The organism is Kitasatospora sp. NPDC022856 (assembly GCF_055561235.1).
On sequence record NZ_JBVHHE010000006.1, the window covers coordinates 15098 to 37479 of the forward strand.

General features: G+C 72.0%; 22 protein-coding genes. 15 read left to right on the forward strand and 7 right to left on the reverse strand.

Going from position 1 to position 22382, the window contains the following annotated elements; translation table 11 throughout:
• Positions 1-129: 129 nt before the first annotated feature.
• Positions 130-1326 carry a C40 family peptidase gene (locus tag ACZ34W_RS09000; RefSeq protein WP_465603077.1) on the reverse strand — a complete coding sequence of 399 codons (1197 nt, stop codon included), beginning with the start codon at positions 1324-1326 and terminating at the stop codon, positions 130-132.
• Positions 1327-1574: 248 nt separating this feature from the next.
• Here ACZ34W_RS09000 and ACZ34W_RS09005 point away from each other — a divergent pair, with 248 nt between their 5' ends.
• From ACZ34W_RS09005 to ACZ34W_RS09030, 6 genes are all read left to right on the forward strand, one after another.
• Positions 1575-1925: a hypothetical protein gene (locus ACZ34W_RS09005; protein ID WP_329489090.1), complete on the forward strand. Its 351-nt coding sequence runs from the start codon at positions 1575-1577 to the stop codon at positions 1923-1925.
• A gap of 169 nt (positions 1926-2094) precedes the next feature.
• The gene (locus tag ACZ34W_RS09010) at positions 2095-2913 is read left to right on the forward strand and encodes a DUF8175 domain-containg protein (RefSeq protein ID WP_465602811.1); all 819 of its coding nucleotides are present in this window, start codon (positions 2095-2097) and stop codon (positions 2911-2913) included.
• Between the two features lie 46 nt (positions 2914-2959).
• Entirely contained in the window at positions 2960-4219 is a 1260-nt protein-coding gene (locus ACZ34W_RS09015) for a hypothetical protein (protein WP_359803850.1), read from the forward strand.
• Between the two features lie 7 nt (positions 4220-4226).
• A complete protein-coding gene (locus ACZ34W_RS09020; protein ID WP_329489093.1) occupies positions 4227-5801 on the forward strand; it encodes an SCO6880 family protein in 1575 nt (524 codons plus the stop codon).
• Positions 5802-5819: 18 nt separating this feature from the next.
• Positions 5820-7169: an ATP-binding protein gene (locus ACZ34W_RS09025; RefSeq protein WP_329489094.1), complete on the forward strand. Its 1350-nt coding sequence runs from the start codon at positions 5820-5822 to the stop codon at positions 7167-7169.
• Positions 7170-7411: 242 nt separating this feature from the next.
• A complete protein-coding gene (locus tag ACZ34W_RS09030) occupies positions 7412-9205 on the forward strand; it encodes a bifunctional metallophosphatase/5'-nucleotidase (RefSeq protein WP_380385463.1) in 1794 nt (597 codons plus the stop codon).
• Positions 9206-9277: 72 nt separating this feature from the next.
• Here ACZ34W_RS09030 and ACZ34W_RS09035 read toward each other — a convergent pair whose 3' ends face one another.
• The 5 genes from ACZ34W_RS09035 to ACZ34W_RS09055 form a co-directional block, all read right to left on the reverse strand.
• The gene (locus ACZ34W_RS09035; RefSeq protein ID WP_329489095.1) at positions 9278-10792 is read right to left on the reverse strand and encodes a sensor histidine kinase; all 1515 of its coding nucleotides are present in this window, start codon (positions 10790-10792) and stop codon (positions 9278-9280) included.
• Positions 10789-11562, reverse strand: coding sequence for a response regulator transcription factor (locus ACZ34W_RS09040; RefSeq protein ID WP_465602814.1), 774 nt, complete (start codon positions 11560-11562; stop codon positions 10789-10791). Before ACZ34W_RS09040 ends, ACZ34W_RS09035 begins: the two co-directional genes overlap by 4 nt.
• Positions 11563-11699: 137 nt before the next feature.
• Positions 11700-12851 carry a S1C family serine protease gene (locus ACZ34W_RS09045; RefSeq protein WP_465602816.1) on the reverse strand — a complete coding sequence of 384 codons (1152 nt, stop codon included), beginning with the start codon at positions 12849-12851 and terminating at the stop codon, positions 11700-11702.
• A 106-nt stretch (positions 12852-12957) separates the two neighbouring features.
• The gene (locus tag ACZ34W_RS09050) at positions 12958-14016 is read right to left on the reverse strand and encodes a LacI family DNA-binding transcriptional regulator (protein WP_359803847.1); all 1059 of its coding nucleotides are present in this window, start codon (positions 14014-14016) and stop codon (positions 12958-12960) included.
• Between the two features lie 124 nt (positions 14017-14140).
• Positions 14141-14872, reverse strand: a complete 732-nt coding sequence (locus ACZ34W_RS09055; protein ID WP_329489099.1) for a response regulator transcription factor — start codon at positions 14870-14872, stop codon at positions 14141-14143.
• Positions 14873-15588: 716 nt separating this feature from the next.
• Between ACZ34W_RS09055 and ACZ34W_RS09060 the strand changes: the two genes are divergently transcribed.
• The 7 genes from ACZ34W_RS09060 to ACZ34W_RS09090 all read left to right on the forward strand — a co-directional run bounded on the left by ACZ34W_RS09060 (position 15589) and on the right by ACZ34W_RS09090 (position 20518).
• The gene (locus ACZ34W_RS09060; RefSeq protein ID WP_329489100.1) at positions 15589-15882 is read left to right on the forward strand and encodes a MoaD/ThiS family protein; all 294 of its coding nucleotides are present in this window, start codon (positions 15589-15591) and stop codon (positions 15880-15882) included.
• A gap of 5 nt (positions 15883-15887) precedes the next feature.
• On the forward strand, positions 15888-17402 hold the full coding sequence (locus ACZ34W_RS09065) for a hypothetical protein (protein WP_465602819.1): 1515 nt from the start codon (positions 15888-15890) through the stop codon (positions 17400-17402).
• A 263-nt stretch (positions 17403-17665) separates the two neighbouring features.
• On the forward strand, positions 17666-18349 hold the full coding sequence (locus ACZ34W_RS09070) for an LmeA family phospholipid-binding protein (RefSeq protein WP_329489102.1): 684 nt from the start codon (positions 17666-17668) through the stop codon (positions 18347-18349).
• A 270-nt stretch (positions 18350-18619) separates the two neighbouring features.
• Positions 18620-18700 carry an Ms5788A family Cys-rich leader peptide gene (locus ACZ34W_RS09075; protein WP_350517234.1) on the forward strand — a complete coding sequence of 27 codons (81 nt, stop codon included), beginning with the start codon at positions 18620-18622 and terminating at the stop codon, positions 18698-18700.
• A 220-nt stretch (positions 18701-18920) separates the two neighbouring features.
• On the forward strand, positions 18921-19754 hold the full coding sequence (locus ACZ34W_RS09080; protein WP_352293668.1) for a sulfurtransferase: 834 nt from the start codon (positions 18921-18923) through the stop codon (positions 19752-19754).
• Positions 19755-19794: 40 nt separating this feature from the next.
• Entirely contained in the window at positions 19795-20085 is a 291-nt protein-coding gene (locus tag ACZ34W_RS09085; RefSeq protein ID WP_093861460.1) for a DUF1416 domain-containing protein, read from the forward strand.
• Between the two features lie 148 nt (positions 20086-20233).
• Positions 20234-20518 (forward strand): DUF3099 domain-containing protein, encoded by a 285-nt coding sequence (locus ACZ34W_RS09090; RefSeq protein WP_465602822.1) that lies wholly within the window; start codon positions 20234-20236, stop codon positions 20516-20518.
• On the opposite strand, the gene ACZ34W_RS09095 is transcribed toward ACZ34W_RS09090, so the two are convergent.
• Positions 20512-20895, reverse strand: coding sequence for a DsrE family protein (locus ACZ34W_RS09095; protein ID WP_329489105.1), 384 nt, complete (start codon positions 20893-20895; stop codon positions 20512-20514). The two genes, ACZ34W_RS09090 and ACZ34W_RS09095, sit on opposite strands and share 7 nt — an antisense overlap.
• Positions 20896-21183: 288 nt before the next feature.
• On the opposite strand from ACZ34W_RS09095, the gene ACZ34W_RS09100 reads away from it, so the two are divergent.
• Both ACZ34W_RS09100 and ACZ34W_RS09105 read left to right on the forward strand, forming a co-directional pair.
• Positions 21184-21786 carry a heme-binding beta-barrel domain-containing protein gene (locus ACZ34W_RS09100; RefSeq protein WP_329489106.1) on the forward strand — a complete coding sequence of 201 codons (603 nt, stop codon included), beginning with the start codon at positions 21184-21186 and terminating at the stop codon, positions 21784-21786.
• 129 nt (positions 21787-21915) lie between these two features.
• The gene (locus ACZ34W_RS09105; protein WP_329489107.1) at positions 21916-22380 is read left to right on the forward strand and encodes a Fur family transcriptional regulator; all 465 of its coding nucleotides are present in this window, start codon (positions 21916-21918) and stop codon (positions 22378-22380) included.
• The last annotated feature ends 2 nt before the right edge of the window (positions 22381-22382 follow it).

Here is a 22382-nt window from a genome sequence, read left to right on the forward strand (position 1 = left end):
GTTCAGGGAGCTGACGTGGAGCCAACGAACACAACGTCATAACCGGTGCACAGCGTTCCACGGAAACGCGCGGTTATGGAAACTTGACTCAGCGTCCACAGCGCACTCACACCCGGCGGCCCGGAGGGTTCAGCTCTTTGCAGCGTTTTGACCTGCACCTGTCGGGGAGGGGTCGGCCGCGACCGCCCGGCGGGTCGCCGCGGAGCCGGGCGCGCCGAGGGCGGACGGCGGCGCGGGGGCGGCCTGGTTGGCCGGGGCGGCGGGGGCCGACGGGGCCGGGGAGTCCGGGGTGCCCGGGCGGCTGGGGCCGGTGATGCTGCCGTCGGTGTTGCGGACCGGCAGCGCCTCGGCGCCGTCCGAGGTGACCCGGGTGGCGCCGATGTACTCCTTGCTGTCGATCTTGTCGTAGCGGATCACCGCGCCGGTGTGCGGGGCGTTGATCATGTAACCGCCGCCGACGTAGATGCCGACGTGGTGGATGGTGCGCGGGTCGCCCAGGTCGGTCGCCCAGAACACCAGGTCCCCCGGGCGGAGCTGGTCGCGCGAGGGGTGCTGCCCGGCGTACCACTGGTCGTTGGCGACCCGGGGGAGCGTGATTCCCACGCTGGCGTACGCCGCCTGGGTCAGCCCGGAGCAGTCGAACCGCCCGTTCTGCGAGGGCAGGCCCTCGCCGCCCCACAGGTACGGGGTACCGAGCTTGGTCTGGGCGAAGTAGATCGCCCCGGCCGACTGCTGGGAGACGGCCACCGGCGCGGTCGGCGCGGTGAAGCTGCGGGCCATGGCCTGGATGTTCTTCACATAGCCCTGGGTCTCCTTGTACGGCGGGATCCCGCCGTACTTCGTGACCGCGTACGGACCGGCGTTGTAGGCGGCCAGCAGGTTGGCCTGGCGGTCGCCCGGGACCTTGGCGACGTCGTCGGCGAGTGCGCAGTCGAACGTGGCGGCCGAGGCGATCGCGTCCAGCGGGTCCCAGACATCCTTCTTGCCGTCATTGTTGCCGTCCGTGCCGTATGTTCCCCAAGTGGCCGGCATGAACTGCGCCATTCCCTGCGCGCCGACCGGCGATCGGGCACCCGGGTCAAAGCCGCTTTCCTGGTACAGCTGCGCCGCGAGCATCGGCGGGGAGATCTCCGGGCAGAGCGAGCCCCACTGCTGGATCGGCCCCTGGTAGGCCGCCGGAACGGTGCCCGGGGAGAGCGTGGCGCGATTGGCCGACTGCTGCGGCGCACCACTGGCCGCATACGTCGCAACCGTGACCAGCCCGATGAAGCCGACCGCTACAACTCCCGCAGCGGCGGCGGCCGTACCGGCCTTCCGGAGTACCATCAGCACCATCCCGACGAATCGTCAGTCGAAGTGTCCCGGAAGGCGTTGCTCACCGCAATCATCAGAGATACAAAGAGTGAGCGCTATCCTTCGTACGGTGGACATCCTCGCGTACGTGTCCGGTGCCGCACGACCAATCCGCGAGAAGCAGCCAAGTCGACATCAGATCTGGCCAAGAATAGGTACCGACCCTTCGCGCGGACGGGGTCTGGGCCCTTGAATTTGCCTGATCGGGCGGTGAGATGGAAATGAACCTGAGCAGCGTGGACAGACTCGCGATCGGCCACCTGGCCGAAGACCCTCCTAAGAAGCCGAATATCGACACCATCATCGGCGGGATCGCCCCGGACTGGGGCCCGTTCGCGAGTCTCGGGTCGGAGGCCCGGGTGATGGTCGAGGTCGTCATGGCCGTGGCGATCCTGGCCTGCCTCGGCCTGGCCGTCTGGGGCGCGGCCAAGCAGCGGATCGGCGCGACCGCGATGCGGGACAGCTTCGGTGCCGAACAGGGCAAGGGACTGATCATCGCCGGGCTGACCGGCGTGTTCATCATTGGATCACTTGGCACTCTGTTCACCATTGTGTACGGCATGGCCATCTGACGATCGGACAGTTCGGGCGCGCGTGGGCGGCACGGCTGTCCGCCCGCCCGGCCGCCGGTTCCGTCGGAGCCCTCGTCGGGAGTCCACCCCACCACCCCTCCCTCCGCGCCCGCCCACGGGCGGAGGGGCCCCCGGAGCCTCCCCGGCTCCCAGCACCAGGAGGGCCGCCGTGCCGTTGTCCGACGACCAGCCGCACACCCGTACGCGGCTGCCGGTCGGCGAACAGCCCTCGTCCCAGCCGACTGCCCGTCAGCCCCGGCCGCTGCGGACCCTGCTGGCCGTCCTGGTGGTCGTGACCCTGCTGGTGGTGGCGATCTCCATCGCCAACCGCGGCAAGGCCGACCCCGGCTCCGGGCCCGCCCGCTCGGCCGACGGCGTCGCCCCCACGGCCGCCTCCGGCGCCGGGCCGGCGCCCAGCGGGGACCAGCCCGTCGGCACCACGACCAACGGGATCGCCGGCGGCTTCCCGCACACCGACCAGGGCGCGCAGTCGGCCGCCACCAACTACGCGGTCGCCATCGGCTCGGCCGACATGTTCCGCACCGACAGCCGCCACACCATCGTGGCCACCATCGCCGACCCGTCGGCCGTCGCGGCCCTCCAGACCCGCCTGGACCAGGGGTTCGGCGGGGACACCGCGGCCCGCTACGGCCTCGACGCCCAGGGCCGCGCGCCGAAGGGGCTCACCTTCGTCAGCCGCACCGTCCCGGTGGGTGCCAAGCAGGTGGGTTACAGCGACGGCGAGGCCAAGATCGAGGTCTGGTGCACGGGCCTCACCGGGCTCGCCGGCGAGCGCTCCGTCCAGCCGGTCATGGAGAACTGGTTCACCCTCACCCTGACCCTGCGCTGGGCGGGCAGTGACTGGAAGCTCGCCGACTACGCAAGCCGGCCGGGCCCAGCCCCGATGCCGGGCGACCAGCAGGCCGCCACCGCCGAGGAGATCACCGGCGCCGTCCAGCAGTTCGGGGGTTTCCGCTATGCCCGTTGAGTTCACTCCGCGGCGCCGTGCCGCACGTCCTGTCGCCCCCTCCGCCGTGCGCCCCGGTGCCCGCCGGGCCGGCGCGTTCGCGGGGGCGCTGGCCGCCGTGCAGGTGGCCGCGCTGCTGACGGCGCAGCGCGCCTTCGCGGAGCCGTCGCCGACGGCGACGCCGTCCCCTAGCGCCACCTGTCAGAAGGTCGACCTGCCGATTCCCGGCAGCGATGCGGGCTGTGCTCCGAACGGGGCGGTGGTCATCCCCGGCTCAGGGACCGTCGGGAGTGTCACCGATCCGCTCGGGGCGCTCGCGAAGGGGTGTGCGCAGGCGGCGTCCTGGGTGGTGCGGAAGCTGTCGGGGGCCATCGACGGGACGACGCAGGTGGACTTCACCAACGCGTCGTTCCTGCAGCAGTACGCGGTGGTGTTCGCCGCCTCGACGATCATCACGCTGGTGCTCTGGCTGCTGGCGGTGACGAAGCGGGCGGTGCGCGGCGCGCCCCTGACGACGGCGATCTCGGAGGCGATCGGCTTCCTGTGGCTGACCGTGGTGGCCTCCGCGTTCACGCCGCTGATCCTGTACACCGTGGTGAGCGCGACGGACGGGCTGACCACGGCGATCGCGGTGGGGACGAAGTCCGACACCGGGACGTACCTGGGCGGGTTCGCGGACACCCTGGAGAAGGGTGACATGGGCGGCGGCCCGCTGATCCTGATCATCGTGTCGCTGGTGGCCGTGCTGGCGGCGGCGGTGCTCTGGGTCGAGCTGCTGATCCGCGCGGCGATGCTGTACGTGGGCGCGCTGCTGGGGACGGCGGTGTACGCGGGGCTGGTCGACAAGCAGCTGTGGAAGCACGTGCGCCGTTGGGCCGGGGTGATGTTGGCGGTGGACCTGGCGAAGCCGATCATCGTGATCATCCTCGGGCTGGCCGGCGCGGTGGCCACCGGCGCCGGGGCCAACGACGACTTCGCCCGGGTGCTGTCCGGCCTGGCGATCCTCTTCCTCTCGATCTTCGCGAGCGCCTCCGTCTACCGTTTCGTGCCGGGCTTCGGCGACGAGATCATGAGCATGCGCCATGCCCGGGCCAGCGCGGTGTCGGCCGGGTCGGCGATGATCAACGGCACGGCGAACCTGGTGAAGCAGGGCATCAGCACGCACGGCGACCGCGGCGCGCAGGGGGGCGGCGGCAGCCCGGGGGTGGGCGGCGGCTCGGTCGCGCCGGGCATCGCCGCCCACGCCACGCGGTCCCCCGCGCCGCCGCCGCAGGCCTCGCCGGCCTCGGCCTCGACCCGCGACAGCAATCCAGCGAAGGGAGGGTGACGGGTAAGTGAGCAGCGAACCACTCGGCCAGTACGGCGCCCAGTACGCCCAGCCGTACGTGCACCAGCGCCGCACCTACCTGATCGGCAAGGCCCGCCCGAACGCGCCGATCGGCCGCAACCGGGAGTCCGGCGAGATCGTCCTGATCATCTTCGGGGCGTTCCTCGGCATGCTCTGGGGTCTGCTGATGCCGATCCTGCCGCTGCGCATCGCGGGTCTGGTCGGTCTGCCCCTGCTGGCGATCGCGGCGGTGTACGTGCCGTACCGGCGCCGGACGTTCTACAAGTGGGTGGAGATCAACCGCACCTACCGCCGGACGGTCCGCAGCGGCCGGGCGGTGTGGAAGTCGGACGTGATGGACGCCGGGACCCGGATGGACGGGCGGGAGGTCGAGGTCGGCCCGCCGCCCGGGGTGGGGCGGCTGCGCTGGCTGGCCGCGCCGTTCGGGCCGGACGAGGTCGGGGTGCTGATGCACCTGGAGCGGCGGACGGTGACGGCCGCGATCGAGATCGAGGGCCCGGGCGTCGGCCTGCGCGACTCGGAGGACCAGGAGGCCCTGGTCGACCGGTTCGGCACGCTGCTGAAGCACGTCGCCAACGGCGACGGCTTCGTGACGCGGCTGCAGATCCTGGCCCGTACGCTGCCGGCGGACCCGGACGCGCACGCCAAGGACGTGGAGCGACGCGGTGACCACGACGCGCCGGGCTGGCTGAAGGACTCGTACGACCAGCTGCAGTCGATGGTGTCGACCTCCTCCGAGCAGCACCGGGCGTACCTGGTGGCCTGCATGCACTACACCCGTGACCTGGCCGCCGAGGCGCACGCGATGGGCCGGACGGCGACCGGGCGGCGGGCCCGGGACGACGAGGGCCTGGCCGCGGTGATGGCCCGTGAGCTGACGGACATCTGCGCGCGGCTGGCGGAGGCCGACATCCGGGTGCGCCAGCCGCTCGGGCAGGCGCGGCTCTCCTCGCTGCTGCACTCGATGTACGACCCGGACCACCCGATCGACCACATCCAGGCGATGTCCCGGCGCAACGCCTGGCCGGCCGAGCTGGACGCGACGAACCCGCAGTACCTGGAGGCGAAGACCCGCGAGTCGGCGACCCGCGCGCCCTGGTGCCACGCCACCGCGTGGATCAAGGAGTGGCCGCTGACCCCGGTGGGCGTCAACTTCCTGGCGCCGCTGCTGGTGCACACCCCGGACGTGATCCGGACGGTCGCGGTGACGATGGACCTGGAGCCCACCGACGTCGCGATCGAGCGGATGCTCACCGAGAAGACCAACGACGAGGCGGAGGCCAGCCGCGCCGCGAAGATGAACCGGACGGTCGACCCGCGCGACCTGGCCCACACCGGCCGGGTCGACCAGCGCGGTGACGACCTGGCCTCCGGCGCGGCCGGGGTCAACCTGGTCGGCTACATCACCGTCTCCTCGCGCAACCCGGAGGCGCTGGCCCGCGACAAGCGGACCATCCGTGCCTCGGCCGGCAAGAGCTACCTCAAGCTGGAGTGGTGCGACCGCGAGCACCACCGGGCATTCGTCAACACCCTGCCGTTCGCCACCGGCATCCGCCGCTGATCCACCTGGAGGCCCCGCATGGCGATCGGCAACCTCACCGACGCGTTCACCAGCCTGATGTTCGGCAAGGTGGAGACCACCCGGCTGCCGGTGCGCACCTCCACCGGCCAGGCGCAGGCGGTCTACCTGCCCACCGCCGCGCCGGGACTGGGTGACTCCGGCGTGATCATCGGCCGCGAGGTGTACAGCGGCAAGGGCTACGTCTACGACCCCTTCCAGCTGTACGGGCAGCAGCTGCCGGCTCCGCACTGGCTGGTGCTCGGGGAGTCGGGCAACGGCAAGTCCGCGCTGGAGAAGACGTACGTGCTGCGCCAGCTGCGGTTCCGTGACCGGCAGGTGGTGGTGCTGGACGCGCAGGGCGAGGACGGCGTCGGCGAGTGGAACCTGATCGCCAACGCGCTGGGCATAAAGTCGATCCGGCTCGACCCGATGGCGGCCCGGGACGGCGGGGTGAAGCTCAACCCGCTGGACCCGGCGATCACCCAGACCGGCCAGCTGTCGCTGCTGCGCACCATCGTCGAGGTGGCGATGGGGCGCGGGTTGGAGGAGCGGGCGGGGTTCGCGCTGAAGGCGGCGCACGCCCATGTGATCGCCTCGGTGACCGACCGGCAGCCGGTGCTGGACGACATCATCGACACCCTGCGCAGTCCCGAGCTGGCCTCGGTGGAGTCGCTCGGGGTCGGGGTGGACGAGGTGCAGTCCTGGGGTCTGGACGTGGCCCTGGTGCTGGACCGGCTGGTCGACGGTGACCTGCGCGGCATGTTCGACGGGCCGACCACCGACGGCATCGACCTGGACGCGCCGCTGATCGTGTTCGACCTGTCGCACATCGACCGGAACTCGATCGCGATGCCGATCCTGATGGCGATCGTCGGCGTCTGGCTGGAGCACACCTGGATCAGGCCGGACCGGCGCAAGCGGATCTTCCTGGTGGAAGAGGCCTGGCACATCATCAACAGCCCCTTCGTCGCCCAGCTGTTCCAGCGCCTGCTGAAGTTCGGGCGCCGGCTCGGTCTCTCCTTCGTGGCGGTGGTGCACCACCTGTCCGACGTGGTGGACGGCGCGGCCGCCAAGGAGGCCTCGGCGATCCTCAAGATGGCCTCCACCCGGACGATCTACATGCAGAAGGCCGAGGAGGCGAGAGCCACCGGCCGGGTGCTGGGTCTGCCGCGCTGGGCGGTTGAGATCATCCCCACACTCTCGCCCGGCATCGCGGTCTGGGACGTCAACGGCAACGTCCAGGTGGTGAAGCACATCATCACCGAGGCCGAGCGGCCATTGGTCTACACCGACCGCGCGATGACGGAGGACACGGTCGCCGAGCGGACCCGTGCAGAGCGCCAGTTGGCATCCGAACCAGGTCTCTGAACCCCGCTCCGGCGTGCGCCGGAGCCCCCGCCGCGTCAACCCGGTCCGGCTCCGGGCCGCTGCGGCGCGCCCGCCCGGCGGCCCGCCGTGCGGCGACGGTTCGTCAGCAGGTAACCCTGTCGTTACGTCCAGGGTCCTGACAGCTACGCGCGTTGACTCTAGGCTGCACTGGCGCAACGCCTCCCGTCGCCCGTCCACGCATGTCGACCGCCGGGCGCTCTCTCAAGGTGCAGGGGACCTTCATGCTCACCGTCAGATCCCGACGTGCCGTTCTGGCCGCCGTCGCCGCGGCCGGCCTCGTCGGCACCGTGGCCATGCCGACCGCCGCCCAGGCCGCGGACGCCAAGCGTCACAAGACCGTCAACCTCCAGCTGCTGGCGATCAACGACTTCCACGGCAACCTGGAGCCCCCGGCCGGTTCGTCCGGAACCATCCGGGAGATCGACCCGGCGACCGGTCAGCCGGTCAGCACCCCGGCCGGCGGCATCGAGTACCTGGCCACCGCGCTGCGCCAGGCCCGGATCCCGGCGGACGACTCGATCACCGTCGCCGCCGGTGACATCGTCGGAGCCTCCCCGCTGACCTCGGCGCTCTTCCACGACGAGCCGACCATCGAGGCGATGGACAAGCTCGGCCTGGACGTCACGGCGGTCGGCAACCACGAGTTCGACGAGGGCTCCAAGGAGCTCATCCGCCTCCAGGACGGCGGCTGCCACCCGGTGGACGGCTGCTACGAGGAGGGGCGCAAGTTCAAGGGCGCCAACTTCAACTACCTGGCCGCCAACGTCACCAACGAGAAGACCGGCAAGCCGATCCTGGCCCCGTACTGGGTGACCAGGTCGCAGGGCGTCAAGGTCGGCTTCATCGGCGCGACCCTGGAGGGCACGCCGAACATCGTCACCGCCGAGGGCGTCAAGGGCCTGAAGTTCGGCGACGAGGTCGACACGATCAACAAGTACGCGGCCGAGCTGAAGAAGCAGGGCGTGAACTCGATCGTCGCCCTGATCCACGAGGGCGGGCTGCCGGCCAGCAGCACCTACAACTACGACTGCGGCGCCGCCGGCGAGGGCATCTCCGGCCCGATCGTCGACATCGCCAAGAACCTGGACCCGGCGATCGGCGCCATCGTCACCGGTCACACCCACAACGCCTACGCCTGCACCATCCCCGACCCGCAGGGCGTGCCGCGCTCGGTGACCAGCGCCGCCTCCTTCGGCCGGCTCTACACCGAGATCGACCTGAAGCTCGACAAGACCACGGGCACCATCGTGCGCCCCTCGGTCAAGGCCGAGAACCACATCGTGCGCCGCACGGTCGAGAAGGCCCCGGACATGACGGCGCTGATCGACCACTACTCCAAGCTGGCCGCGCCGATCGCCAACCGTCCGCTGGGCTACATCGCCTCGGACATCAACGGCCGCGGCAACAGCGACCTGGAGAAGCCGCTCGGTGACGTGATCGCCGACGCCCAGCTGGCCGGCCTGGCGCCCGCCGACAAGGGCGGGGCGCAGCTCGCCTTCATGAACCCCGGCGGCATCCGCTCGGACCTGGTCTACAAGGCGAGTGGGGCCGAGGGCGACGGCGTGGTGACCTACGGCGAGGCGTTCACCGTCCAGCCGTTCACCAACATGATGCAGGTCAAGACGCTGACCGGCGCCCAGCTGGTCCAGCTGCTCCAGCAGCAGGTGAGCGGTGCCAACGCGGCCTCGCCGAAGGTCCTGCAGTCCTCCAAGGGCCTGACCTACACCCTGGACATGCGCAAGGCCGGTGCGGACCGGGTGCTCGTGGACTCGATCCGGCTGAACGGTGCGGCGATCGACCCGGCCGCCAAGTACCGCGTCGCGGCCAACGAGTTCCTGGCCGGCGGCGGCGACGGCTTCCCGGCCTTCGCGGCCGGCACCGACAAGCTGGTCGGCGCCTCCGACCTGGACGTCTTCGCCGCCTACCTCGGTGCCAACAGCTCGGCGGCCGCGCCGCTGAAGGCGCCGGCGCAGGACCGCATCAAGGTCATCGGCCCGGGCGTCGACAACGACTGACCGGAGCCGACGGAGGAACGGGCGGGGCGCTGTCGGGGCGCCCCGCCCGTTCCGTCCGTCCGGGTCCGGCCGCTAGTCGGCCGAGGGGCCGCCCGGCAGCCGGACGGTGGCCAGGGCGCCCGGGCCCCCGTCGTGCGCCGGGCCGAGCGACACCTCGCCGCCCGCCTCCCGCACGCTCTGCGCGACGATCGACAGCCCCAGGCCGGACCCGGGGAGCTGGCGCGAGGACGGCGAGCGCCAGAAGCGGTCGAAGACGTACGGCAGCTCGTCCGACGGGATCCCGGGGCCGTGGTCCCGGACGGTCAGCACGCCCTGGTGGAGCCGGACGTCGATCGCGGCGCCGGGCGGGCTGTACTTGACCGCGTTGTCCAGCAGGTTGATCACGGCGCGCTCCAGCGCGGCGGCGTCGCCCTGGACGAACCACGGCTCGACGTCGGTCTCGAAGACCAGCCCCGGACCGCGCAGCTTCGCCCGGGCGACGGCCCGGTCGGCGAGCTCGTGCAGGGCGACCACCGCCAGGATCCGGCCCGGTTTGGGCGTGTCGGGCCGGGAGAGCTGGAGCAGGTCGCCGATCAGGACGGTGAGCTCCTGCATCTGCGCCTTCATGTTGCCGAGCAGCTTGGTCCTGGTCGCGGCGGGCAGCGGACGGCCGGTGTCGTCGCTGCGGATCATCAGGTCGACGTTGGTGCGCAGTGAGGTGAGCGGGGTGCGGAGCTCGTGCCCGGCGTCGGCGATCAGCCGCGTCTGGCGGTCGCGGGAGTTGGCGAGCGCGGTGCTCATCGAGTTGAACGAGGCGGAGAGCCGGGCGATCTCGTCGCTGCCGTGCACGGGGATCGTGCTGCCGACCTCCTCGGTGCGGGCGATGTGCTCGACCACGTCGGTGAGCCGGTCGACGGGCTTGAGCGCCGAGCGGGCCACGAACCGGCCGGCGACCCCGGCGAGGATGATGCCGCCGAGGGCCACGCCCCCGAGGATCAGGGCGAGGTTCTGCAGGGACTCCTCGACCGGTTCGGTGGGTGCGGCGATCATGACCAGGACGGGTGGTCCGTCGGGCCTGTCGGTGCCGACCCAGAACACCCGGACCAGGGCGGGAGCGCCGTTGGTGTAGTGGCCGCTGCGGAAGATCGACTGGTTCGGCGGCAGTTGGAGGACCTTGGCATCGTCCGGCTGGAGGGCGATCGCCCTCGTGGCACCGAGCGGCAGGCAGACTCCGGCCGGGTCGGTCATGACGAGCTGGGTGTCCCGGAACGCGAAGTTGGGCGGGTCCTGCTGCGAGCTGCCGTTGCGCGGGAAGGGCAGGGCGGCCTGCTTGAGAGCCTCTTCCGGAGTGGTGGGGCAGTACGCCGGGAGCCGGACCTTCGGTAGTTGGACGCTGCGCAGGTCGTTGCGCACCTGCCCGTACAACTGCTTCTCCACGATGAACCAGCAGGCCAGTGCCGACAGGGCGATCGCCACCGCCACCGCCGCCGCCGTCAGGAAGGTGAGCCGGCGGCGCAGGGACTGGGCGCGGTACCAGTGGGCGAGCCGCTGCCGGCGGTGGACGCGGGGCGGTAGCAGGGGCGGGGGCGGGGTGGCGGTGTCGCTCACGCCGTGGTGCCGGCGGCCGGGCGGAGGGCGTAGCCGACGCCGCGTACGGTCTGGATGATCCGGGGCATGCCGCCCTGCTCGGTCTTGCGGCGCAGGTACATCACGTAGACGTCCAGGGAGTTGGAGGAGGGCTCGAAGTCGAAGCCCCAGACCGCCTTGAGGATCTGCTCGCGGGTGAGCACCTGGCGGGGGTGCGAGAGGAACATCTCCAGCAGCATGAACTCGGTGCGGGTCAGCTCGACCGGCCTGCCGGCCCGGGTGACCTCGCGGGTGGCGGTGTTCATCCGGAGGTCGGCGAAGGCCAGGACCTCGCTGTCGTCCTCGACGGCCGCGGCGCGGGCGGCGGCCTCGGTGGCGAGGGCGTAGCGGCGGAGCAGGGCGCGGACCCGGGCGAGCAGTTCGTCGAGTTCGAAGGGCTTGGCGAGGTAGTCGTCGGCGCCGACGTCCAGGCCGGTGACCCGGTCGCCGACGGCGTCGCGGGCGGTGAGCATCAGGACCGGGACGGTGTCGCCGCGCGAGCGCATCCGGCGGACGGCGGTGAGGCCGTCCATCCGGGGCATCATGATGTCCAGCAGGACGAGGTCGGGCTTCTCCCGCTCGACGGTCTCCAGCGCCTCGTAGCCGTCGGTGGCGGTGGCGACCTCGTAGCCCTCGAAGGCGAGGCTGCTCTCCAGGGCGTCCCGGAGGGCGGGTTCGTCGTCGACCACGAGGAGCCGGGCGGAGGCCGGTCCGGGCTCGGCGGGGGTGCGGTCGTCGGCGGCCGGGGTCATGGGCGGTTGCCCTTTCTCGTCGTCTCTCGTCGGTGGAGAGCCTGTCGGGAGCCTGCTGGGTTGCTGCCTGCTGGGGTGCTGCTGCTGGTGTGCTGTTGCTGGGGTGCTGAGGTGACCTGCTCGGAGTAATTGTCCGTCTAGATGTTCTGCCCGGCCTGCAGCTCGGGCAGCACCTGCTTGATGTCGTTGATCGGGATGGCGAACCCGAGGCCGACGCTGCCGGCGGTGCCGCCGCCGGCCGTGGAGCTGGAGCCGCCGGCCGAGTACATCGCCGAGTTGATGCCGATGACCTGGCCGTTCGCGTTGATCAGCGGGCCGCCGGAGTTGCCGGGGTTGAGCGCGGCGTCGGTCTGGAAGGCCTTGTAGGTCGCGGTCTCACCGCTGTTCTGCTGCGGGGTGCTGCCGCGCAGACCGGGCAGGTTCGGGAAGCCGAAGCCGCCGTTGCCGCTGGTGGTGCCCTCGTCGACCTGGACGGTGACCTCGCGGTTCTCGGCGCTGATGATGCCGGAGGTGACGGTGCCGGTGAGGCCCTCCGGGTTGCCGATGGCGACGACCGCGTCACCGACCCCGACGGTGGAGGAGTCGCCGAGGGTGGCGGGGCTGAGGCCCTTGGCGCCGCTCGCGGTGATCACGGCGGCGTCCAGCGACTTGTCGGTGCCGGTGACGGTGGCCTTGGCGGTGGAGCCGTCCTTGAAGGTGACGGTGACCTGACCGCCGTCGGAGGCGCCGGAGACGACGTGGTAGTTGGTGAGGATCCGGCCGTCCTTGTCGAGCACCACGCCGGTGCCGGTGGCGGTGCCGTTCGCGGTCTTCACGGTGATCTGGACGACGCTCGGCGAGACGGCCGAGGCGATCGCGGCGACGTCGGCGCTGCCGTCCGAGCGGGCGGAGACCGGGCTGGCGATGGTGCCGGTCCGGGTGGCCGAGCCGTGTTCCTGGGCGGCGACCACACCGCCGGTCACCCCGCCGAGGACGGCGGCGACCGCCGCGACGGCGGTGACCAGCGCGACCCGGCCGCGCAGGAGGCCGCGCCTGCCCCGGCCGCCGTGCCCGCCGTGCCCGCCGTGGGACGTCGGTCCGTCGGCGGCCGGGGGCGCCGGCGGCATCGGCGGGGCCGCGGGCGGGGGAGGGGGCGGGGTGCCGACCGAGGGGTGGCCGGCGGCCGGGTACCCGGTGGTCGTGCTGTCGAGGACGGTGCCCTGGACGACCGGTACCTCGGCGGGGTGCGGGTGTCCGTGCGGGGCCCGGTACGGGTCGTACTGCTCGCTGCCGTGCTGCTGATCGCTCATGCCGACCAACGTCCGCCCGCCGGATGAGGATCCGATGAGAACGGGGTCAGAAGCCCCCGAGAAGCCCGTTGACTTCTCATAAAGCCTGGTCAGGCCGGGACCGCCGCTAGGACGGCCGAGTCTCCTGCGGCGCGCTCGGCCGGCAGCCGCAGGAACGGCGGATGACCAGGCGCGACGGGAACTTCCGGACCCGCTCGGTGTCCGAGCCGGGCACCATCAGCGAGTCGTCGAGGACGAGGTCCACCGCGGCCCGGGCCATCGCGTCGCGGTCGGAGGCGACGGTGGTCAGCGGCGGGTCGGCGAAGGCGGCCTCGGGCACGTCGTCGAAGCCGGCCACCGCGAGGTCCTCCGGGACCCGCAGGCCGAGCTCGCGGGCGGCTCGCAGCACGCCGATCGCCTGGTCGTCGGTGGAACAGAAGACGGCGGGCGGCCGCTCGGCCGAGCCCAGCAGGCCGAGCGCGACCTCGTAGGCGCCGTAGCGGTGGAAGGGCGCGTCGATCAGGTGCGGTTCGGTAGGCAGGCCGTGGGCGTCCATGGCGCGCTGCCAGCCCTCGACGTGGTCGATGACCGGGTCGCCGGGGGCGGGGGACTCGACCGGGCCGCCGAAGCAGGCCACGTAGGGGTGCCCGTGCTCCTCCAGCAGATGGCGGACGACGGCCTCGGCGCCGGCCACGTCGTCGGTGACCACCGCGACGTCGTCGATCGCCTCGGGCCGGCGGTGCAGGAGCACCACCTTGGCGCCCTCCATCGCGGCGAACTCCTCGGCCGCCCGCTGCGAGGGGCCCTGGCTGACCAGGATCAGGCCGGAGACCCGCATGCCGAGGAAGGCGCGGACGTAGTGCACCTCGCGGTCGTCCACGTAGTCGGAGTTGCCGATCAGGACGAGCTTGCCGCGCTCGGAGGCGGCGCGTTCCACGGCGTGCGCCATCTCGGCGAAGAACGGCTGGCGGGCGTCGGGGACGACCATGCCGATCAGGTTGGTGCGGCGGGAGGCCATCGCCTGGGCGACGCTGTTCGGCCGGTAGCCGAGCTGCTCGATCGCCGCGAGCACCTTCTCCTTGGTCGCGGGCGCGACCGGGCGCGGCCCGTTGTTGATGACGTAGCTGACGACCGCGGTCGAGGTACCAGCCAGTCGGGCTACATCGTCGCGCGTCACTTTGGCCACGGGAGGAGTCTACGCGTGTGGCGTCCGCCCGGGCAGTGGTACCTCGGCTGCCCGGCTGATGCCGGCAGGACAGCGCGGGGCGAATCCGGACAGGCCGGGCGGCGGTCGGCCGCCCGGCCGACGGTCAGGCCTCCAGCGAGGCCGAGGAGCGCTGTGCGAGGTCCGGCCGTTCGCCCTTGTCCGGCTTCTCCGGGACGACGAAGCGGTAGCCGACGTTGCGCACGGTGCCGATCAGCTGCTCGTTCTCGACGCCGAGCTTGGCCCGCAGGCGCCGGACGTGGACGTCGACCGTCCGGGTGCCGCCGAAGTAGTCGTAGCCCCAGACCTCCTGGAGCAGCTGCGCCCGGGTGAAGACCCGGCCGGGGTGCTGCGCGAGGTACTTGAGCAGCTCGAACTCCTTGAAGGTGAGGTCGAGCACCCGGCCCTTGAGCTTGGCGGAGTAGGTGGCCTCGTCGACCGAGAGGTCGCCGTTGCGGATCTCCATCGGGCTGTCGTCGGTGGTCACCTGGAGGCGGCCGAGGGCGAGCCGCAGCCGGGCCTCCACCTCGGCGGGGCCGGCGGTGTCCAGCAGGACGTCGTCGATGCCCCACTCCGCGGTGACGGCGGCCAGGCCGCCCTCGGTGACCACCAGGATCAGCGGTGAGCCGATGCCGGTGGAGCGGAGCAGCTGGCAGAGGCTGCGGATCTGCGGCAGGTCCCGCCGGCCGTCGACCAGGATGACGTCCGCGCTGGGGGTGTCCACCAGGGCGGAGCCCTCGGCGGGCGCCACCCGGACGTTGTGGAGCAGCAGGCCGAGGGCCGGCAGTACCTCCGCGGAGGGTTGCAGCGCGTTGGTGAGGAGGAGCAGAGAACTCATACCCGGTAGTCCCCTTTCCGGGTCGTCGCGGTCGCGTGACGGCTGCCGCCACAGCCGGTTGGCGCACGTGCGGGGAGGTGTCGCGCGCGGGCCCCGGGTGGGGCGGCGGCGGGCGACGCGAGGGAGGTGGGGGAGGAGGCCAGGCGTCCACCGGAGGATTCACCGGCGTGCACGGCAGAACGAGGCGTGCGTCGGAGGTCCCGCAACCCCTGGTGCACCGTTTCTGCCCTGCCCATCCCGTGAACCTTCCGGTCTGTCCCGTACCGGGCGGCGGCCCGGAGCCGGGATCCGACACCCCGTCCTGGTCCCGGTACGTCGTTGTGCCGGGAATGGCGGGGCGGTTCCTGCTCCGCGCCGGGGGTGGGCCGACGAATCGCAAGAACGTCCGTACTGGCGTCCTGAAAGCACGAAAGGATCCGGGGGCGACTCTGCCCGGATCCCTCAGGGGTCGAGGATAGCCGACCTGCTCTCTCGCCGGGAGGGCTCGAAAGCGGCCGTTCGGCCTTTTCGGGCACGCCGGGGGTGAGCCTGACCACAGCGTCGCGCGCGCCGGCACCCGCGCGGCCAGGGCGATTGCCGGTCGGGTCGGCGGACACGCCATCATGGGACGCGTATCGGCGGCACCGTACGCGTACCTCTTTCGAGTGGTGTTCGGCCGCCGGTGGGGACCCGCCCGGGGCACCGGGCCCGGGCGAGGACGACGAGAAGGGGTTGCCATGGGCGCGACCACCGAACCAGCGGGCGCCGCTCGGGTGAGCGGGACGATCCGCTACTGGGCGGCGGCGAAGTCGGAGGCCGGGCTGGCCGAGGAGCCGTACGAGGCGGCGACCCTGGCGGAGGCACTCGCGGCGGCCAGGACGCGGCACGCCGACCGGCCGAAGCTCGTCCGGTTGCTCGGACACTGCTCCTACCTGGTCGACGGCTCTCCCGTCGGCGGCCGTGACCACGCGACGGTGTCCCTCACCGAGGGCGGCACGGTCGAGGTGCTCCCGCCGTTCGCGGGAGGGTGAGCGGCGTGACGGACCCGAACAACGTGAACGGCGGCCCGCAGGGCGCCGGCCCGGGCGGCTGGCAGGAGCCGCAGCAGCCGCAGGCGCAGTCCCAGCACCCGTACGCCCCCGAGCAGGGGTACGCGCCGGAGCCGCAGGAGCAGGTGGCCCGGCCGTACGCCCCCGCTCCCGGCCCCGCCGCGGGCCGGGCACCGGGGCAGCCGGAGCACCCGGGAAGACGGTCGCCGGCCGGTGCTCCCGGGCAGCCGCCGCCGTACGGCGGCGGGCCCGCCCAGCAGCCGCCCCAGCAGCCGTACGGGCAGCAGCAGCCCCCGCAGCCCCCGCCGTACGGACAGCCCCGGCCTCCGCAGCAGCCGTACGGGCAGCCGCGTCAGCAGGCCCGGCCGGGCGGTCAGCAGCAGGCCGGACCGCAGCAGGCCGGACCCCCGTACGGGCAACAGCCGCAGCCGTACGGGCAGCCGCCGCTCGGGCAGCAGCCGTACGCCCAGCCGCCCGTCGACGACGCGGCGACGGCCCTGCTCCCGCCCGTCCCGCCGATGGACGACGCGGCGACGACGCTGCTCCCACCGGTGGTGGTGTCGGGCGCGATGCCGCCCGCGCCGGCCCCGGCCGCGAACCCGGCCCCCGCCCCGGCCCCGGCGCACGTCCTCGACTCGCCGACCATGACGCTCAAGCGCCCGACGGCCCCCGCCGACGGCCCCGGTGCCCCCACCGGCCGCCGCCGCGCCGGTGCCCCGCACGGCGCTGTGCCGGGTCGACCAGGCACCGCCGCGCCCGGACCGGTCGCGCCCGGTTCCGCCGCGCCCGTCCGGACCGGTTCGCCGATCATCGACCCGGGCCTGCAGCCCGCCCTGATCACCTCCGGTGCGGCCGCGCTGCTGGCCGGGGGCGCGGCGATCGGGCAGCCGGCGCTGGCGCTGGTCGTCGCGCTGCTCCAGGTGCTGACCGCGGCCGGCTGGTTCCGGCTGAACGGCATGTGGCCGGCCCGTCAGGGCATCGCCCTCGCCGTGCTGGCCGGTCTCACCGCCGACGTGGCGGTTCTGCTGGCCGACTCGGACGGCGGGGCGGCAGCCGTCGTCGGCACCCTGGGCGGGTTCTTCCTGCTGGTCCTGGTGCTCCAGACGTTCCGCCCCTCGGACCCGAAGGAGCGGTTCTACGCGCTCACCGTGCTCGGTTCGGCCAGCGTGGTGACGGTGCTCTGCACCGCGCTGCTGCTGGCGGACTGGGTGCCGGCGGCGGTCGGCGCTGTCGCGCTGGCCACCGTGCTGGCCGCGGCGCCGCTGCCCGGTCCGAAGCAGCTGGGCCCGGTGCTCGGACTGCTGGCGGCCGTGGTGTTCGGCCTGGTCGTCGGCGCCCCGTCGGCGCTGGGCGTGCTGGCGGGTCTGGGCGCCCTGGTCGGCCGCCGGGTGGCCGGGTACGACTTCCCGTCCCGCTTCGTGCACATGACGGCGGGCGTGGCCCTGCCGCTGGCGGTGGCCTCGCCGCTGATCTGGATCGCCACCCGGCTGCTGGCGGGCTGAGGTCCGGCGGCACGCCCCGCGACGCCCGGTTCCGGAACCATGGTCCGGAGCCGGGCGTCGTACGGTCGTGCGAGCGCGGCCGTCGCGGCGGCCGGCCGTCCGGGCGGGGCGCTCGCGGGCCCGGTGGCGCCGACCGGACCGACGAGTAGGACCGGACCGACCGGTAAGACGAGATCGACGAAGAGAACGACGCGTACGACGACAGCGGCGGGCGACGACGGGGGAGAGCGATGCGCGGTTGGCTGAAGGCGACGATCGGTTTGGTGGTCCTTTCCGGCCTGCTGGTGGGCGCGGACCGGATCGCCGTGGGCCTGGCCGAGGACGAGGTCGCCGAGCAACTGGTGAAGAGCGGCCGGATGAGCCATCGGCCGGACGTGTCGATCGGCGACGTCCCGTTCCTCACCGATCTGCTGTCGAAGAAGGTGGACGACCTCCGGATCTCGGCCGACGGGCTGACCGTCGGTGACGGCACCCACCAGGTGGCGCTGCACTCCTTCGAGGCCCGGCTGTCCGGCGTCGCGGTGAGCGACAGCCTGCGTAGCGCCACGGTGGCCAAGGGCAGCGGCAGCGGCCTGATCTCCTACGCCGACCTCGCCCAGCTGCTGCCGCCCGCCGCCGAGATGGTGCCCGCCGCCGGGAAGCTGCCGGTGGCCCCCAACGCCCGGTTGAGCCTGTCGTACGGCGGGCCGGGCAGGATCAAGGCGGCGCTGGGCCCGCTCGCGGTCGGCGAGGGTTCGGTGCACAGCCAGGGCAACACCGTCACGACGGACGGGTTCCAGCTCAGCGGGGTGGCCGCGATGGTGGCGGGCCTGACCAACCAGAAGGTCGATCCGGTCAGTTTCACCCTCGACCAGCTCCCGGCCGGGCTGAAGCTGTCCGGGGTGACCCCGAAGGAGGAGGGCCTCCAGCTGTCCTTCCAGGGCGACGGCGTGACCCTGATCGGCTGACGCCGGCCGCAGCGCCGGCCCGCACTGCCATGCCCCGTACCGCCATACCCCGTACCCCTTGCCCCTGTTCCGCTCCGCGAGACGCGCTGTCCAGCGCCGACCGTGGAGCGGTGTGCTTCCCGCCCCCGACCGTCCCCCCGGAGGCCCCGAACGGCGGTTGGCCGGTTCCCGCCCACCATACGAAGGTCAAATCTCGTTATCTGAGCCATCTGGTCTCAGTATTCGATACGCTGATGACAGCGGGTACCCCGTGTCCCTAGCATCGTCGGCATGAAGCGACAGACGGACCTCACGAAGCGGCGGGCGGTAGACCTGTGCCGCGTGGCCGCCTGTCTGTGTCGAATGCGCTAACTCGGCGTCTTTGCAGGGCATTTCCCGCCCGCCGCCGATTTCCCCGGTGATCTGGCCCGGTACCCCGTACCGGCCGTTCCCGCTGCACACCGCAGACCACCGCTCGGAACAGTGCGCCTCCCTGGTTCGTCCCATTATTCGGACATGAATTCGGAACGGCCGCCGACGAGCACCCGCAGCAGCACCTTCCGCAAACCGCCCTCGGATGGAGAACACCACCATGAGCCGCAGCGACGTCCTGGTCGACGCCGACTGGGTCCAGGCCCGCCTGGACGACCCGAAGGTCGTCATCGTCGAGGTCGACGAAGACACCTCCGCCTACGACAAGAACCACATCCGCAACGCCGTCCGGATCGACTGGAAGAGCGACCTCCAGGACCCGGTCCGCCGCGACTTCATCGACCAGGCCGGCTTCGAGGCGCTGCTGAGCGCCAAGGGCATCGCCAACGACGACATCGTGGTGCTCTACGGCGGCAACAACAACTGGTTCGCCTCGTACGCCTACTGGTACTTCAAGCTGTACGGCCACGGCGATGTCCGCCTGCTGGACGGCGGCCGCAAGAAGTGGGAGCTGGACTCCCGCGACCTGGTCGCCGAGGTGCCGGCCCGCCCCGCGACCGAGTACAAGGCGCAGGCCGTCGACTCCTCGATCCGTGCCTTCCGCGACGACGTGATCGCCGCCATCGGCACCCTCAACCTGGTCGACGTCCGCTCGCCCGACGAGTTCTCCGGCAAGCTGCTCGCCCCGGCCCACCTCCCGCAGGAGCAGTCGCAGCGCCCCGGCCACGTGCCGAGCGCCCGCAACATCCCGTGGGCCAAGAACGCCAACGACGACGGCACCTTCAAGAGCGACGACGAGCTGAAGGCCCTGTACGAGGCCGAGGGCATCGACCTGGCCAAGGACACCATCGCCTACTGCCGCATCGGCGAGCGCTCCGCGCTCACCTGGTTCGTGCTGCACGAGCTGCTCGGCCAGGAGAACGTGAAGAACTACGACGGCTCCTGGACCGAGTACGGCAGCCTCGTCGGCGTGCCGATCGAGCTCGGCAACTGAACCGCCGGCTCCACCCGTAAGGCTGAAGGGAAGACAAGACATGTGCGGTGCGAAGGCCGGTGGGCCGGACCTGGCAGGAGTTGACGTGGCGAACGAGACGATCATCCAGGGTTCCGTGACCCGAGACGGCGAGCCGGTGAACGGCTACGTCCGGCTGCTCGACGAGGGCGGCGAGTTCACGGCCGAGGTGCCCACCTCGGCGACCGGCCAGTTCCGGTTCTTCGCCCGCCCGGGCAAGTGGACGCTGCGCGCGCTCGTCCCGGGGCAGACCGTGGACCGCCAGGTGGTCGCCTCCCAGGGTAACCTGACCGAGGTCGCCATCGCCGTCTGAGCGCTCTGACCCCGCTCCGAGCGCCCCGCGTGCGCTTCGCACGCCGAGCGCTCCGGGTGACCGAGTGCGCCGGATCCGGCCCGAAACGGCCGGATCCGATCCCGAGGGCCCCTGCTTCCGCAGGGGCCCTCGGTCGTACGGTGGAAGCGTGCAGGGGAGCCGGCGGCATCGCTACTACTTCGCCATGATGGGCGTCTGCCTGGGGCTGTTCGTCCTGGCCTGGGGCGTGGTCCGGTTCTGGTCCGTCCCGGCCGCGATCGGCATGTGCGTGGTCGCGATGGTGATCCCGCCCGCCGCCGCGGTGTTCGCGAACAAGCGGGACCCCGAGGACGACTGGTGGAACGACCCGCGCTGGGAGGACCCGAAGTGGGGCGACCCCGGTCACGACCGGGACCACCCGGACCACGAGGGGCGGCGGGGGCCGGATCAGTAGACGAGGGCCTGCACGCCGTCCGCCATGATCTCGCTGACGAAGACCTGCGCGCCCGCGATCCGGACGCCCTCGACGGTGTCCTTCTGCTCGATCCCGCGCCGGGCCGCGCACTGCGTGCAGAGGGTGACGGTGCCGGCCGCCAGGATCGACTCCAGCAGGTCCGGCAGCGGCGCCGCGTGCGGCAGCTCGAACTCCGCCGCCCGCCCCGGCAGGGCGAACCAGGACGACTCGCCGGTCAGCCAGAGCGAGACCTCGATCCCGCTGGCGACGGCCACCGCCGCCACCGTGAAGGCCTGCGAGCAGCGCTCCGGCGCGTCCGCACCGGCGGTGACCTTGATGACGAGCTTCTTCGAGTCGGACTTCGTATCGGAGGACATGCCGCCACCCTAGATCCCGGCGAAATGCCGACGTGGTGGGGCTCACCGAGACCCGTCGTCACCCGGCGGATAGAGTGAGCGCCAGCAAAATCCACCACACTGTCGCCGCCCTGGGAGCCCCCCGTGTCCGGTCTGGAAATCTTCTTCGACGGTCTGCTGGCCCTCATGGCCGTGCTGATCACCTGGTTCGCCATCTTCTCGGTGATGAAGCTGTACCAGGGCCAGCGCTGAGTCCGGCTGCCGTACGGTTGAAGCTGCCCCACATCGTCGACGACAGCGACCAGGAACATGATCGAGATCCCCTCTGACCTCCACAAGGACGTCGTCCCGCTCGCCTTCCTCCTCGGCACCTGGGAGGGCGCGGGCGTCTACGCGCCGCTGCCCGGCGAGGAGGCCGCCGGTGCGGAGAAGTGCAACTTCGGCCAGGAGATCGTCTTCCGGCACGACGGCCGGCCGTTCCTGGAGTTCCGCTCCCGCACCTGGGTGCTGGACAGCGAGGGCGAGAAGGTCCGCCCGCTGGAGAACGAGCACGCGTTCTGGCGCGTGACCAGCAACCAGCACGGCACCAGCGGTGCCCGCGGGATCGAGATCTCCTCCGTCCGGGACGACGGCGCGGTCGAGATCTGGTACGGCGAGCTGGCCGACGGCAAGCCGCAGATCGACGTCTCCACCGACGCGGTGGCCCGGATCGAGGGCTCGCCGGAGTACTCGGGCGGCAAGCGTCTCTTCGGCTTCGTCAACGAGGAGCTGCTCTGGGTCGGCGAGAAGGCCGCCCCGAACGTGCCGCTGCGCCCGTACATGTCGGCGCAGCTGAAGAAGGTGCTCAGCCCGGCCCAGCTGATCAAGGACATCAACGACCTGCCGGACGACGGCATCGCCTTCTTCCGCTGAGCACGGCTCACCGCTGAGCACGGCTCACCGCCGGGCACAGCCCACAGCCCACCGCGCACGAGGTAGGGACCGGCCGACGGCCGGTCCCTACACTTGCATCAGGACCCCGACCTTGGCAGGGACAGCACCGTGGCGGACACCGGCACCACAGACTGGCAGCTCTCCGGCGACTGGAAGGCCGATCTGCGTCAGCGCGGCTACCGCCTCACGCCCCAGCGCCAGCTCGTCCTGGAGGCGGTCGACGTGCTCGACCACGCGACTCCGGACGACATCCTCGGGCACGTCCGCCGGACGGCCAGCGGCATCAACATCTCCACCGTCTACCGGACCCTGGAGCTGCTGGAGGAGCTCGGCCTGGTGTCGCACGCGCACCTCGGCCACGGCGCTCCGACGTACCACCTGGCGGGCCGTCACCACCACCTGCACCTGGTCTGCCGGGACTGCGAGAAGGTCACCGAGACCGGTACCGAGATCGCCCGCCCGCTGATCGAGAGCCTGCGCGAGCAGCACGGCTTCGACACCGACCTCAAGCATTTCGCCATCTTCGGCCGCTGCGCCGACTGCACCGCCAAGCTCGCCGAGGACCGGCCGTAAGC